The following is a 15,597-nucleotide window of genomic DNA, read 5'->3' as shown; positions in this document are numbered from 1 at the left end:
AAATTCCTTAGTTTGTAGTTCTTAGATAGCCATTTTGATTCAGAAAGGTCTCTAGTTTTGTAAGTGTATCACTTTTTTCTTTTTCTGTGATAAAAGTGCTTTTTTCTACATCACTTTTAAGTTTATTTAAAATTTCATCTTTATCATAACCGATGGATGCGAGAATATCCAAGATATTTTTAGACTCAATATGATTTGTAATCTCATAGCCTGTATCAGTAATGTTGACTGTATACTCATTCGGATGTGTAAAAAGGTTATGCTGCATACCAAGCGTCTCCTGATAAGCACCCACATTGAAAAATCCTAAAAAGTAGTCATTTTCATCAATATTTACATCATGCAGATAGAGAGGTTTTTCCGGATTAAAACCTATCTCTCCATCACTGTCACAGGTAATATCCCAGAGTGAAGCTGCACGAAGAGGTGTGGTGTTGAGATAATGTATGGGCATTACAGGAAAATGTTGTCCAAGTCCCCAGTAGTCAGGAAGACTCTGAAAAACACTTGCATTTATCAGGTAACGCTCCTGAAGTTTTATTTGTAACTGCTCAAGTTCATTGGTCGGATTTGAAGACTTCAGATAAAGAGCTTTTTTTATGATGTTATGCACGAGTATTTCTGCATTTGAACGGTCTTGAAGATCGATATAACCAAGATCAAAAAGCGTAAAAAGTGATTCCATATGGTCAAGTGCATCATGCAGGTACTCTATACAGTTGGCGTTGGTAAGAAGCTTGTTGAGCTCACGCAGTTCTTCAATGAGAGGAGGGTTGCTCTCTTTGAAATTAAGAAGCTTTTCCTGATAGTCTTGTGAAAAGAGCTCCAGCACAGGAGTTATAAGGACTGCGTGAGATGCGACAATAAAACGGCCTGATTCTGTAAAGATGTCGGGATGGGAAACATTTTTGGCATCCATGATCTCTCCTAGTAAAAAGACAACAGAGCTTGAGAACTCATCAATAGAGTAATTTCTTGCATGGGCTTTTTCATGTTGATCATATTCAACAGCAAGCCCTCCGCCGATATTGATGCTTGAAAGTGATTCTGCTCCCATTTTTTTGAGTTCCGCGTAAATATTACCTGCCTCACGCAGTGCTTTTTTGAGCGGTGCGATATCAGACATCTGTGAGCCAATATGAAAATGAATCATGGTAAGTTTATCTAAGAGATTTGCATTTTTAAGCAGGGCGATCGCTTCGATGATTTCAGTAGAGGTAAGCCCAAATTTTGCATCCATACCACCGCTTTTTGCCCATATACCGCTGCCGGCACTGTGCAGTCTGACCCTGATACCTATATTTGGCACTCTTAGTGATGATTTTTCTGCAACAGCAATGATAGTCTCGAGTTCATTCAAGCCTTCAATCGTTATAGTGATTTTATGACCGCTCTGTGCAGCAATGAAACCAAGTGTAAGCATCTCTTCATCTTTAAATCCGTTTACGGTGATGTTCGCGCTTTTTGGCGTTTTACTCATGGCGAGTATGAGTTCTGCTTTACTGCCGGCCTCGAGTCCGTAATTGTACTTTTTTCCCTGTGTTGTAACAGCATTGACAAGTGAAGGAAATTGGTTCACTTTTAGAGGAAATACAGCGTTGAAGCTTCCTTTGTAGTTATTTTCTTCTATCGCTTTGTAAAAATAGCTATAGAGCGTTTTTATCTGTCTTTTAATGAGGTGTGGAAAACGCAAAAGAAGTGGTCCTTTGACGTTGTTCGAACGTATCTCGTTAGCAATTTCCAGCAGAGACGGCATAGATTTATAGTTGAGTTTTATCTCTCCGTCTTCAATGATAAAATTCTTGTTTGCCCATATATTTAAACCAAAATTATTCAATTTTCCGCCTTATATATGGAGTTTGTGATGGAAATATTGGTCAATGTCAAAATATATTTCGCCGTTTCTATTTTTAAAAGTGAGATGTTTTTTATTGAGTTCTTTAATATGTTTTATTCCCATGACAGCTAAAACGACTTTCATGCTTTTAATGAGGTTTTTATGATAGTTTCCTATCTCTTTACCCTCTTTGACAACAAGATAGGATGCACGTTTCTTTTCATCTTGTGTAGCCATACCGACAGGGCAGACATGTGAGCCAAACCCTGAACACATACGCGCTCGAATACATCCGCCGCTCATCATGAAGCCTCTAGCGATACCAACGGCGTCAGCTCCCATACACATTGTAATCACAGCATCATCAGGTGTCAGTATCTTACCGCTTGCTATAATCTTTATATCCTCACGCAGGTTGTACTGCTTGAGTATTGTGTCTAAGATATAGAGTGCATTATTTGTTGTGAGTCCTACAGACTCCATTAACTCAAGCGGTGCTGTCGCACTGCCGCCTTCACCACTGTCTACGGTAATGAAATCAGGAAGTGTGTTGCCTGCTTCTTTATGTTTTTGCATTGCCTCTGCAAGATCTTCGACTGAATGCGAATCCGAGATGACTATTTTAAATCCGACTGGCTTGCGTGAGAGCTTTTGAAGTCTTGAAACAAACTCTAAAAGATGCTCGGTCGTATCTGCATAGGGAAAACGGTTTGGAGAAAAGATATCTTTACCTTCAGGAACCCCTCTATAGTAAGCGACATCAGCAGTCACTTTTTTCCCTGCAAGTTTTCCGCCTGTCTGTTTCGCTCCTTGAGCGATCTTGATCTCGGTCATACGGCAAAACCGCATTACTTTTTGGTATTTCAGCTCATCGAAATTTCCATTTTCGTCACGAACGCCATAGAGACCGGAGCTCATTTGAAATATCATATTTGGAATTTCAGATGGTACCTCTTTTGGAAAATCTTCCAAATCGGCATCCCAGTTTACACGAAAGAGCACATGAGAGCTTGTGTCGTAAATATAGGTATTTTGCGTCTTTTTATTTAAAAGTGCATTTCTATACCATTTGATTGCGATCTTTCTGTTAAAAAGTAGTGCACCTATTTTAAAAACGAGCTCCGCATAAGGCGTCGAATTGACGATCTCTAGGTATTTGTCCTTACCTACATTGGGTTTCAGTGTAAAGAGGTGGTTGGAAGTCAAAGAACCCTCACCGGTATTGATTGTCAGTTTTGAATCACGTCCTGCAATACTAAATGCACGTACAGCTTCTGGAGAGAGAGCCCCGTCACTCATAGCAGATCGGATAATTGGTGTATGCGAGACAAAAGGGATTTCCCTTTTTTCTCCAAAAACTACGTTTGTATCATCACTAACTTCATCTTCATTGAGAACACTTGAAGCATGCTTGATGATAAAGCGAGAGCCTGAAAAAGGTTGGTTTACAGAGAAAGACTGATAGTTTGGTTTGTCTTTTGCAGCTTTGTAAACCCAGTCAACTTTGTCTTTTGATTCAAAAAATGTCTCTTCGGCAAAGTATTGGCGAAGCGGCTCACGAAGTGCTTCGAAGAAGTAACGAAAACGCCCGATAACCGGATAATTGATAAGAAGTGCATGTTTTCGTTGTATATATTTGTCGTAAAAATATAATAGCGTAATGACAATAACAATTCCAAGGATGAAAAACTCTAAAAAATCGAGGAAAAATCCCCATGCATTATCTAAAAAATTTTCATTTGTTTCCACTTAGAACTCTTTTATGCTGATCGTCTCTTCAGTCTTGTTTTGCAGATCTTTGACCCAGATAGTTTCATTTTCAAGTTCATTTGAACCGATGACGCAGCAAAAACGCGCGTTTATCTTGTCTGCAGATTTAAGATGGTTTTTCAGGTTTCGTGCACGATAGTCACAAGAAGCTTTCTCTGTTTGTCTTTTTTTCTGCGTGAGGGAGATGACAAGCTCTATTGCCTCATCATCCATAGCGCCCAAATAATAACCTTCACGTGATTCCTCAGGCATCTGTATAAGTTCTAAAAGACGTTCAATTCCCATTGCAAAACCGACAGCAGGAGTAGGGCGTCCGTCTAAAAACTCTACTAGTCTGTCATAGCGTCCACCGCCGGCTATGGCACTCTGGCTTCCAATATTGTCACTCACAAATTCAAAAGCAGTTTTAGAGTAGTAATCAAGTCCGCGGACAAGATTTGTGTCGATCTCATAAGCAATCTCATTCTCATCAAGGATCTTTTTGAGTTTTGTAAAGTCGCTTTCACAGTTTTCACAGAGTGAATTTATGAGTTTTGGAGCTTTTTCATAGAGGGCTTGGCATTTTTCATTTTTACAGTCAAGCACACGTATAGGGTTTGTTGATTTTCTGCGTTTGCAGTCCTCACAGATATATTTTTCCACGCTTTCTATGAAGTTTACAAGGGAGTCTCGATATGGCGGCATACACTCTTTGCATCCCAGAGAGTTAAGCTGCAGTTTAAAACCAATGCCAAGCTCACGCAGGATATCTGCAACCATCATGATCATCTGAGCATCTTCATAAACACTCTCTACGCCGAAACTCTCAACGCCAAACTGATGGAACTCACGTAGACGACCTTTTTGTGGACGCTCATAACGAAACATAGGCCCATGATAAAAAAAGCGGTGAATCCCACCTGCACGGTCGAGCTTGTTTTGGATAAAAGCACGAACAACACCGGCCGTGCCTTCAGGACGAAGACAGACGTCGTTGTCACCTTTGTCAATAAATTGATACATCTCTTTACCGACGATGTCACTTGATTCACCTACGGAACGCTTAAAAAGTGCTGTTTCTTCCAAAAGAGGTGTCTCAATGTAATGAAAACCATATCGTGAAGCTGTTTTTGAAGCTATATCTATAAAGTATGTAAATCTTTTTGATTCTTCTTCACTTAAAATATCGTTCATTCCGCGCAGTGATTTAATCATTTTTGGCCTTGTTTGTATTAGTTATGAAAGGATACCATTTTAGGAATTAAGAGTGCTTAAAATCTCTTTGTTGATTGTTTCAATTGATTGTGTAGCATCGATTTCTATAAGCTCGATATCAAGCAGTTCTGCTGCTTTGATGATGGCACCTTGGATTTTTAAAAGATAGTCACTGCCACGTAGTTCAATTCCGTCAAGTTCTTTTTGTGAAAGACGAAATTCAAGTTCTTCCTTACTGAGACGGAGTAAAAAGACCTTTTGCGGGTAGATGCCGTTGGTGGCGAATCTATTGAGGTGGACAATGGCAGTTTCACTGATCTCTTCTTGAATCAATGCATAAGCGACACCGCTTACGACACTTCTGTCAGAGATAATCATGCGTTTTTTAAGATTTGGCTCGATGACCTCTTTTATATGTTCGGCACGATCTGCCAAAAAGAGTAAAAATTCAGCTTTTTTGCTTTTTGCTTTTGCACTCAGAACCAATTCACGAATCTCTTTGCCAATGGCTGTTGCACCGGGCTCTTTTGTAATGACAGCTTCGGGGTAGTTGCGTGAGAGCAATGCTATCTGCGTACTTTTCCCTGCTGTATCTATACCTTCTATTGCTATATACATCAGTTTTTCTCTACTATTATTTTTTGAACTGCCTGTGGAAGAAGATGCTCTGTTTTACCGTTGAACTTAAGCAGATTTCTAACAATTGAAGAGCTGATAAAAGCGTGTTTGAGCTTTGGCATAAGATAGACAGTTTCAATAGTTTCATCAAGAGAGTTGTTGAGATATCCAAGCTGCAGTTCATATTCGAAATCACTGACAGCACGTAGACCTCTGATGAGCACACCGGCTTTATGCTCATGAGCGAGTTCTATAGTTAGATTGTCAAAGCCAACAACACGGACACTGTCGATTCCATCAACTGCAGCCTGCGTCATTGTGATTCGCTCATCAAGAGTAAACATCGGCTTTTTATCTTTTGATTCAGCTACGGCAACGACGACTTCATCAAAAAGATTACGTGCCCGCTCTATAATGTCAAAATGGCCATTCGTTATTGGATCAAATGTTCCCGGATAGAGGGCTGTTTTAGGGTTGCTCATCAATTCCACCTTTTATATAAATCATTTTCAATATCAAGCAGGTCAAACCATTTTCCTATAATAAAATTTTCCATATCCTTAAGCGTTTGCTGCTGTGAATAGTAAGCCATCACAGGCGGTGCGATAACAACGCCCAAAGAAGCCAGTTTATGCATATTTTCAAGTGCAATGGCAGAAAAAGGCATCTCACGCGGTGCTAAAATAAGTTTTTTTTGTTCTTTTAACATAACTGCTGCACAGCGTGTTATAAGGTTGTCCGAAATTCCACAGGCGATTTTTGCCAGAGTATTCATGGAACAGGGTGCAATAAGCATAGCTTCCACACCAAAAGACCCCGAGGCGATAGAAGCAGATATATCACTGTTGTCATGTGCTATGATATGCTGCATCTCTTTGTCGAGTACCACTGCTGCATTTTGTGACATTATAAAATGTGTTTCAATCTCCTGCGGCATAAGCGAGAGGGCTTTTATACCGATATTGACACCGCTTGCACCACTAAGGGCTATAACTATTTTTCTTTTTTTCATCTATTTCGCTTTTGCTCTGTTCTTGCCGATGACGACGACACGTAATTTTTTATTATTGTTATACTGCACCGTGATCGTATCACCATAGCGGCCATTTTGCACCGCTCTTGCTGAAAATGTGATCTGCACACCTTCATCCTGTAGTGTTACTGTAACGTTTGCGCCTCTTTTTATAAGATAGAGACCTGTTATATCTCTTTGCGTGAGAATTGTACCTTTGTCTATTTTATGTTTTGCTTCATATCTGTTCTTTTCAAGTTGCATAAGAGGCAATGCTCTGAATTTATCAAGTATTATACTCTTTTTTTGCAGATTGAGCAGCGAAAAGGCATCTCCTCTCTTTATTTCTTTGGTCGCTTCATATACAGGAAGCTCTGCGTGAAGGGTGTATTTAAAAAAATATTTTCTATTCTTTGGTGTTTTTATGTAAAATATTCCTTTATGGGAAAGGTAGGCATTTCTTGCAAATCCGACTCTGAATTCTTTTGGCAGATGGGACATATATTTACTTGGACGTAGAGAGATGCTTTGAATTTTTATATCTTTATAGTGATTGTTATAATACTCTTTAACACGGTTTTTTAGAAAATCGGTCTCTATAGAACTTCTTTTGCTGAATTGTATGTAGGCATGTTTTGTCATGCACTCTTTATAACCATATAGTTTTAATTTACTAAGAAGTTCTGAAGATCGAACTCGTTTAGAGTGTTTTGCAGGATTGATATTAAATAGTATGTAGTCTTTTTTCGGTGTTTTTATGATATCTGAAAGTTTAACGGTATCTGTTTGAATAATATATTCTTGTTGTAATTCACAGGAGTAAAGAAATGGATTGTATAAAAGTAAAAAAAGGATTGTGTTTCGCAGTGCTATCATGTAAGCAGCCTTGTTTGACAAAATTGTCAGTGGTACCAGCGGGGGGACTTGAACCCCCACAGCCGAAGCCAACGGATTTTGAATCCGTCGTGTCTACCATTCCACCACGCTGGCATAATATGTTGGAGTTGAAATAATAGTGAGAAGTTACTTAAAAGTAAATAACATTTTGCCGATTTTATGTGAAATGGAACTTTAATTGCTGGAATTTGGCATAATAAAGTAGAAATGATATTTTTTAAAATAATGGAGGCCTGTCATGCGTGTAACCAACAGTATGTATTATGACAGTATTTACGGGAACAACAACTCAAAACTCAACAGAAAACTCTTTGATGTCAACAAGCAAATAGCATCAGGCCTTAAAATTCAATATGCAAAAGACGATGTACGGACTTTTACAGAGACAATGCGTCTGGATAACGAAGTGACTGTTTTAAAACAGATAAAACAGAGTACACAAAGCGGCTATAAAATGGCAAATCAAACAGATGAAGTGATGAATGAGTTTCAAACAAGCATCAACAGAATGCGGACATTGCTTATACAGGCAGCCAATGAAACAAACAGCGATACTTCACGAGATGCCATTGCGGATGAACTGCGAGGTATTGAAAAGAATTTAAAAGGTTTGGCAAACACTTCTATTAATGGGCAGTTTCTCTTTGCCGGCTCGGCTGTAGATACAAAGCCCATTGCTGATGACGGCACATACAATGGCAACGACCATGCTATGAATGCTTTTGTCGGTGCAAATAACAAGCAGCAGTACAATCTCAGTGGCGCAGATCTTTTTTTAGGTGAAGAGATCCTTAGAAAAAGAGAAATTACGTCGAATGTCGTCAATGGAAATTTAATTGACAATACAAAATCTTTGACACCGGATAGTACTCTTCGAGAACTCATGGGTGATAAAGACAATAATGCAGCAACTGCCAATACAGACTACTTTTATCTGCGTGGAACCAAACATGATGGTAGTGCTATTAAAGAGAAAATATCGCTTCAGGATACAGCAACAATTTCTACGCTGCTAGATCGTATCGGTACAGCTTATGGCAACACAGGAACAGTGAATGTTGTCGATGTAAGCATGAACTCTGATGGGCAAATAGTGGTAAAAGATAAGATTTCCGGTTCAAGCAAGCTTGACTTTCAACTTGTAGGTGCAGTAGATTTTAGTGGAGGTTCGGCAGCAGATGTTACTGACATTGACAATCTTGACAGTGGAGAAACTACATACCCTCCGGCAGGTAATTTATATGTTAAAGAGTTTATGAAGTCAAACTTGAATCCTGCAGCAGGAGCGGCAGCGAATATTGAAGGTCTGGTGTACGACAGAACACTTTTTAGCAAAGATGGTCTTTTTCTCTCTTCAAATGCACCTCAAGTCCTGAAAAACAACAATGCTTTTGCAACACCTTCAACCAAAATATCGGAAGTCGCCGATCTTTCTCAGGGGAATGCAGGAACGTTGGATGGTTCTTCGCTTAACCTTGTCGGTACAGATGTCAATGGCGGTGCATATGATGTAACGATAAACTTTCAAAGTACGGTAAACGGCGGCAGTACATTTACTGACAACAACACAGGTACGAGCTATAATATCTTTAATATGGATGCAACAAGAACGGCTGTCAATGCAGATGATATGACCTATCAACAGCTTATGGATGTTGTCAATATGGTCGTAACAAATACATTACCAAGTGCAAATACGGCAACGGCATATGATACGGCTATAGATGATGCTTCCTTAAAAGGCAATACGTATCTGAGTTATGATGGAAAATTAAGCTTTCACGACCTGCAGGGAACAGACGTTAATGGTACGCAGGCAAGTATTTCACTCTATGATCCAAATAGTGATGATTTTACAGCCGGTGCGGCATCGTCTATCATGACCTTTAACACAAACAATGCACTTACTATAACAGATCCGAAAACTGATTTTTTTAGCATGGTAGATGAGATGATTACGGCTGTAGAAGATCATAAGCTATATCCTGATTCACGCAGCGGTCACGTAAGAAATGTAGGTATTGAAAATGCCATTCAAAAGATAGATGACCTTCAGGATCATGTACTTCGTATGCATGCAAAAGTCGGTGCGCAGTCAAATACACTCAATACCTCACTTGAGAGGACACAGATATTGGAAGTCAGCACAATGAGCCTGCGTTCTGAAGTTGTTGATACCGATTTGGCTGAATCTTCTTTGAGACTACAGCAATTGACGACAAATTATCAGGCAATGCTTTCAACAGTCGGTCGTATATCAAAACTGAGTCTAGTTAATTATCTATAATATTTTTTAGCTATACTTCCTTTTTATAAATTGATTTAAACATTTTAAAGGTATTTTATTTGAAAGAGACTCTGTTTATTGTTATTGTCGGTGTGCTTATTTATCTCGGATTTTCTACAATCTTTGGAGATACAGGGCTTATGGGGAGTTATGGAGCTGCATTTGCTTCTTATAATAAAATCTACTTTGGGTATGTGGCATTTGTCTATCTCTTTTTGTTGTTGTGGCCGCTCTATCATCTGTATAAACACACAAAATTTGAATTTAGAGAAGCAGAGGTTACTGTCGCTTCTTTTTTAATCTTCTCTTCTATATTACTTGCACAGGCGCTTCTTGTAGAGAATGGTTACAGAGGAAAGTTTGGAGCTGATTTTGTAGATTTTCTTTCTCCATATATAGGTCTGTTTGGATTATGGGTATTTTGGGCTATTATAACACTGGTAGCCATTGTTATTTTGCTTGACAAAAGTACATCTGAGATCATGAACTATCTTTTTGCAGCTCTTAAAAACAGTTCTGTAAAAGTCAAACCTGCTGCCGAGTCTACTCCGGTAAATACAATAGATGATGTTGATATAGATAAAAAGCAAGATATCGATGCACAAACAATGCCTTCACCTTCTGTTGAGGAACCGTTTGAAGAAACATTCGATGAAGATATTGACAAACCTGCTTATCTACGAAAAAGTGAAATAAAAAAAGAAGACGAGCTTCACAAAGAAACAAATCACAAAAAAAATATACTTGATGTTGCCAAAGAACTCAAAGAGCATAAAAACACTGTCATAGTCGAAGAGCTTGAAGAAAATAAAAAGTTGCTTGAGAGCATAGAAAAAGGCCAAGTATCCAAACCGAAAAATTTCAAACTGCCGCCGGTTGATTTCTTTCAGAAGCCGCCAAAGACTGCTAAAAGTGTTGATGAGAGCGAACTTGATGATAAAATACGCTATCTCATTGAAAAGCTTGCCCATTTCAAGATAGAAGGGGATGTCATACGCACATATGCCGGTCCTGTTGTCTCTACATTTGAGTTTAAACCTGCTGCAAATGTTAAAGTAAGTAAGATATTAAATCTTCAAGATGACCTTGCAATGGCTCTTTCAGCTGAAACAATCCGTATTCAGGCACCTATCCCAGGTAAGGATGTCGTGGGTATTGAGATACCAAACGAAACGGTCGAAACTATCTATCTGCGTGAGCTTATCGATGACAAGCTCTTTAAAAATTCATCTTCGCCGTTGACCATAGTTTTAGGAAAAGATATAGTCGGCAAACCTTTTGTGACGGATCTCAAAAAACTACCGCATCTGCTTATTGCAGGAACAACAGGGAGTGGAAAAAGTGTAGGGATCAATGCAATGATACTCTCTCTTTTATATAAAAATTCTCCAGATCAGCTGCGACTCTTGATGATCGATCCAAAGATGCTTGAATTTTCCATCTACAATGATATTCCACATCTGCTTACACCGGTTATAACAAAGCCAAAGCAGGCAATCGTAGCACTTAATAATATGGTCGCCGAAATGGAACGCAGATATGAATTGATGGCGGAGAGCCGTACGAAAAATATTGAAAACTATAACGAAAAAGTCAAACGCGAAGGCGGCGAACATTTTCCATATATCGTCGTTGTCATAGATGAATTGGCAGACTTGATGATGACAAGTGGAAAAGATGTTGAAATCTCCATTGCGCGTCTTGCGCAAAAATCACGCGCCTGTGGTATTCACTTGATAGTGGCAACACAGCGTCCATCAGTCGATGTCGTGACTGGACTTATAAAAGCTAATCTTCCTTCACGCATATCCTATAGAGTAGGGCAGAAAGTTGATTCGAAAATTATCTTAGACCAAATGGGTGCTGAATCGCTCCTTGGTCGTGGTGACATGCTTTTTACACCGCCGGGTGCTCCTGCGCTTGTACGTTTACATGCACCTTGGGCTACAGAAGAAGAGATAGAAAAGGTTGTGGATTTCATCAAAGCACAGCGAGAACCAAACTATGACAAAAGCTTTTTAGTAGAAGAGAGTGAAAGTAGTGCAGGGAGTTCCGGTGAAACTTATGAAGAGCTGGATCCTCTTTATGAAGAAGCAAAAAATGTAGTACTTAATGACAGGAAGACATCTATATCGTATCTACAAAGAAAACTTCAGATAGGATATAATCGTTCGGCACGTGTTATTGAACAGTTAGAGCATGAGGGTGTTCTCTCTTCGCCAAATGCAAAAGGCATCCGAGAGATTCTTTAGATGTCAAAACCTCAATTTGTTTTCACACAGCGCAAAAACTCCTTTAGTGTGCATATTCCAAACCTGGAAGATTTGAGTGTTGCTGACATACAAATAATAGAAACATTTGTTGAAAATCGAAAAGGTATTTTTGATTTTAATACATATACATTCGTGATACCAAAAAAGCTGGAATTTCATGAATTTATAGCCTTATTAAAACATATCAACATGAATGCCGAGTGTTCACAACAAGAGATGGGAAATTCTTCCAGCAGCAACGTTGTCTCTTTTGGACAATACAAAGGAATGCTTTACAGTGATCTGCCGGATGCATATCTTTTATGGTTAAAAGATAACTATAGAGGCAGAGAAAGTGCATTCGTCCGCCAGGAACTGACTAATCGAAATCTCTAGTTGTTACTATTTTATACATCTTTTAAAAAAACAAAATATTTTTTGTTTCTCATGGTAACACCTTCAAAAATGATTGCTTATCTTTGGTTATAATATCCCAAATTTAACCAAACAGGAATGATTATGGGATTTAGAGAACAATATGCAGCTCACGTAGCTGAAAGAGAAGCACTTGGTGTTCCTCCGTTACCACTTACTGCAGAGCAGACTGTAGAAGTTATCGAGTTTATTAAAACGGGTGAATTCGTTGAAGAGATGTTAGATCTTCTAGAGAACCGTGTATCTCCAGGTGTTGATGATGCCGCTTATGTTAAAGCTGCTTTTTTAAATGAAGTGGCTTCTGAAGAGCACCATGTTGCAGCAATTCCACCGGAAAAAGCTGTTCAAATGCTTGGAACGATGCTTGGTGGATACAATGTTAAGCCATTAGTTAACTGCCTGACTTCAGAAAATAAAAAAGTTGTAGCTGCAGCTATTGAAGCATTGTCTCATACTCTTTTGGTTTATGATGCATTCAACGATGTTGAAGAATTGCATAAAAAAGGTGTTACTGCTGCAACAGATGTTATGAATTCCTGGGCAACTGCCGAATGGTTCACATCAAAACCTGAACTGCCTGAAAAAATTACTGTTACAGTATTTAAAGTTCCTGGTGAAACAAATACAGATGATCTTTCTCCTGCATCAGAAGCGTTTACTCGTTCAGATATTCCTCTTCATGCAAACTCAATGCTTGCAGCAAAAATGGAAGACCCTATCGGGACTATCAACAAACTCAAAGAGCTTGGACACCCAGTAGCGTATGTCGGTGATGTTGTAGGTACAGGTTCATCAAGAAAATCTGGGATCAACTCTGTGCAGTGGCATATGGGTGAAGATATTCCGGGTGTTCCAAACAAGCGTACAGGCGGTGTAATTCTTGGTGGTATCATTGCTCCTATCTTCTTTGCAACGGCAGAAGATTCAGGTGCACTTCCGTTAGAACTTGACGTAACTCAAATGGAGACAGGTGACGTTATTGACATCTATCCATACAAAGGTGAAGCGCATAAAAACGGCGAATGTATCGCGACATTCAAGTTAAATCCAAATACTATTACAGATGAAGTTCGTGCCGGTGGGCGTATTCCTCTTATCATTGGACGTGGTTTAACTTCCAAAGCACGTGCTACACTCGGGAGAGGTCCAGCTGATATGTTCTTAACTCCTGATCAACCTGAAGACAGTGGAAAAGGCTATACTTTAGCACAAAAAATGGTTGGAAAAGCTTGTGGAATCGAAGGCGTTCGTCCTGGTATGTATTGTGAGCCTGAAATGAGTACAGTCGGTTCTCAAGATACAACAGGTCCAATGACTAGAGATGAGATCAAAGAACTTGCCGCACTTGGTTTCAATGCTGACTTGGTTCTTCAGTCTTTCTGTCACACGGCTGCATATCCAAAACCATCTGATGTTAAAATGCACCACACACTACCTGACTTTATAGCCAACCGTTCTGGTGTTGCTCTTCGTCCTGGTGATGGAGTTATCCACTCATGGTTAAACAGAATGGTTCTTCCTGATACTGTTGGAACAGGTGCAGATTCTCATACGCGTTTTCCTATCGGTATCTCTTTTCCTGGTGGTTCCGGAATTGTTGCGTTTGCAGCAGTAACAGGTTCTATGCCGCTTACTATGCCTGAGTCTGTTCTTGTTAGATTTAAAGGTGAAATGCAGCCGGGTATCACACTTCGTGATCTTGTAAATGCCATTCCTCACCAAGCAATTAAAGAAGGACTTTTAACAGTAGAGAAAAAAGGTAAGAAAAATATTTTTGCCGGTAGAATCTTAGAGATCGAAGGACTTCCTGAACTAAAAGCGGAACAAGCATTTGAGCTTTCTGATGCATCTGCAGAACGTTCGGCTGCTGCATGTACAGTGCGTCTTAACAAAGAGCCTGTCATTGAGTATTTAAAATCAAATATTACACTGCTTAACTCTATGATTGATGCCGGTTATGAAGATCATAGAACACTTGCGCGTCGTGTCGTTAAAATGGAAGAGTGGCTGGAAAAACCTGAGTTAATGGAACCAGATGCTGATGCTGAATATGCAGCAGTCATTGAGATTGACCTTAATGAGATTACAGAGCCTATTTTAGCATGTCCTAATGATCCGGATGATGTAGCAACACTATCTGAGATTTTAGCTGATGGTAAACGCCCTCATAATATTGATGAAGTATTCGTAGGTTCTTGTATGACAAACATCGGTCACTATCGTGCACTTGGTGAAGTTCTTAAAGGTGAAGGTGCTGTACCGACTCGTCTTTGGGTTTGTCCTCCTACAAAAATGGATGAAAAACAACTTACAGAAGAGGGTTACTATGCACTATTTGGTGCAGCAGGTGCTCGTACAGAGATTCCTGGATGTTCTTTATGTATGGGTAACCAGGCACGTGTTGCTGATAATGCAACCGTCTTTTCAACATCGACTCGTAACTTTGACAATCGTTTAGGAAAAGGAGCTCAGGTTTATCTTGGTTCTGCCGAACTTGCAGCGGTATGTTCACTTCTAGGAAAAATTCCTACAAAAGAAGAGTATCTTGAACTTACGAAGAAAATTCAAGGAAAAGAAGATGATATCTATAAATATCTTAACTTCAACCTTATCAAAGATTACAAGCTGAACTAAATTCACAGTGCAAAAACGGACTAAATCCGTTTTTGCTAAGCTGAACTGAGCTTATAGTTTGCAATACCAAGAGAACCTTTTTTGGTTCTTTTACCTTCAACTAATCTCGTATCACATCATAATCGTCAGGAATTTTTGGCGTAAATTCTTTTTTATCTATCGATTTATTTACTTTTTGATTTGTAAAATCTATTATTACACTGTTTTCAAATTCATCTTTATATGATATTGATTGTATTGAGTTGCTTTTAGTTCTTATAAGAAAAGTAGTGTTGTTGTAGCGTGCAAGATATTCATTTTCTTTGAGCTTTTTTGCATGTTTTATGAGTCTGAAAAAGTCAAAATTATTACCAATCTTTTTAATGATTGCCTGCTCAAGTTCAGGCTCTACAATGATAGCCTGATTTTGCAAAATATAGACCTGTTTGTCAATCGGTTTTATGTATGTCCAGAGTGCAAATTGCGGCTTTGTTGCTTTTACATGCCCGTAGTAGATAATTGACTTCTTTTTATCATCGACAATGTTCTGTTTGAAATCAGCTTCAAAGGAGTTAATGCTGCTTAAGTTTGCAAAACTTGCAGTTGCCAGACACAATAGTAATAATTTTTGTTTCATATTTATTCCTTATTTGCAGAAATTATAGCAAATTATCCATTTATA

12 protein-coding genes and 1 tRNA gene are annotated in these 15,597 nt (G+C 39.0%); 4 read left to right on the top strand and 9 right to left on the bottom strand.

What is annotated here, in order from left to right; translation table 11 throughout:
* Positions 1-7: 7 nt before the first annotated feature.
* From speA to FM071_RS05280, 8 genes are all read right to left on the bottom strand, one after another.
* Positions 8-1,837 (bottom strand): biosynthetic arginine decarboxylase, encoded by a 1,830-nt coding sequence (speA, locus tag FM071_RS05315; protein ID WP_193111974.1) that lies wholly within the window; start codon positions 1,835-1,837, stop codon positions 8-10.
* A gap of 9 nt (positions 1,838-1,846) precedes the next feature.
* Entirely contained in the window at positions 1,847-3,586 is a 1,740-nt protein-coding gene (locus FM071_RS05310) for an FMN-binding glutamate synthase family protein (protein WP_193111973.1), read from the bottom strand.
* On the bottom strand, positions 3,587-4,801 hold the full coding sequence (gene hisS, locus FM071_RS05305) for a histidine--tRNA ligase (protein ID WP_193111972.1): 1,215 nt from the start codon (positions 4,799-4,801) through the stop codon (positions 3,587-3,589). It abuts the gene before it with no gap.
* 39 nt (positions 4,802-4,840) lie between these two features.
* On the bottom strand, positions 4,841-5,419 hold the full coding sequence (tmk, locus tag FM071_RS05300) for a dTMP kinase (RefSeq protein WP_193111971.1): 579 nt from the start codon (positions 5,417-5,419) through the stop codon (positions 4,841-4,843).
* Positions 5,419-5,901 (bottom strand): pantetheine-phosphate adenylyltransferase, encoded by a 483-nt coding sequence (gene coaD, locus FM071_RS05295; protein WP_193111970.1) that lies wholly within the window; start codon positions 5,899-5,901, stop codon positions 5,419-5,421. The genes tmk and coaD overlap by 1 nt, the downstream gene beginning before the upstream one ends.
* Positions 5,901-6,431: a UbiX family flavin prenyltransferase gene (locus FM071_RS05290; protein WP_193111969.1), complete on the bottom strand. Its 531-nt coding sequence runs from the start codon at positions 6,429-6,431 to the stop codon at positions 5,901-5,903. Before FM071_RS05290 ends, coaD begins: the two co-directional genes overlap by 1 nt.
* On the bottom strand, positions 6,432-7,307 hold the full coding sequence (gene flgA / locus FM071_RS05285; protein ID WP_193111968.1) for a flagellar basal body P-ring formation chaperone FlgA: 876 nt from the start codon (positions 7,305-7,307) through the stop codon (positions 6,432-6,434).
* Positions 7,308-7,337: 30 nt separating this feature from the next.
* Positions 7,338-7,421 (bottom strand) — tRNA-Leu (locus tag FM071_RS05280).
* A 145-nt stretch (positions 7,422-7,566) separates the two neighbouring features.
* On the opposite strand from FM071_RS05280, the gene FM071_RS05275 reads away from it, so the two are divergent.
* The 4 genes from FM071_RS05275 (at position 7,567) to acnB (ending at position 14,936) form a co-directional block, all read left to right on the top strand.
* Positions 7,567-9,615, top strand: coding sequence for a flagellin N-terminal helical domain-containing protein (locus FM071_RS05275; RefSeq protein WP_193111967.1), 2,049 nt, complete (start codon positions 7,567-7,569; stop codon positions 9,613-9,615).
* 59 nt (positions 9,616-9,674) lie between these two features.
* Positions 9,675-11,867: an FtsK/SpoIIIE family DNA translocase gene (locus FM071_RS05270; RefSeq protein WP_193111966.1), complete on the top strand. Its 2,193-nt coding sequence runs from the start codon at positions 9,675-9,677 to the stop codon at positions 11,865-11,867.
* Positions 11,868-12,263 carry a putative quorum-sensing-regulated virulence factor gene (locus tag FM071_RS05265; RefSeq protein ID WP_193111965.1) on the top strand — a complete coding sequence of 132 codons (396 nt, stop codon included), beginning with the start codon at positions 11,868-11,870 and terminating at the stop codon, positions 12,261-12,263.
* A gap of 123 nt (positions 12,264-12,386) precedes the next feature.
* Complete coding sequence (acnB, locus tag FM071_RS05260; RefSeq protein ID WP_193111964.1) at positions 12,387-14,936, top strand: bifunctional aconitate hydratase 2/2-methylisocitrate dehydratase; 2,550 nt, start codon at positions 12,387-12,389, stop codon at positions 14,934-14,936.
* Between the two features lie 100 nt (positions 14,937-15,036).
* Here the strand turns inward: acnB and lolA are convergent, their stop codons facing one another.
* Positions 15,037-15,552 (bottom strand): LolA-like outer membrane lipoprotein chaperone, encoded by a 516-nt coding sequence (gene lolA, locus FM071_RS05255; RefSeq protein WP_193111963.1) that lies wholly within the window; start codon positions 15,550-15,552, stop codon positions 15,037-15,039.
* Positions 15,553-15,597: the final 45 nt, after the last annotated feature.

Origin of the sequence: Sulfurimonas paralvinellae (assembly GCF_014905135.1) — a bacterium.
Taxonomy (GTDB): domain Bacteria; phylum Campylobacterota; class Campylobacteria; order Campylobacterales; family Sulfurimonadaceae; genus Sulfurimonas; species Sulfurimonas paralvinellae.
This window is presented reverse-complemented; position numbering and strand designations above follow the sequence as displayed.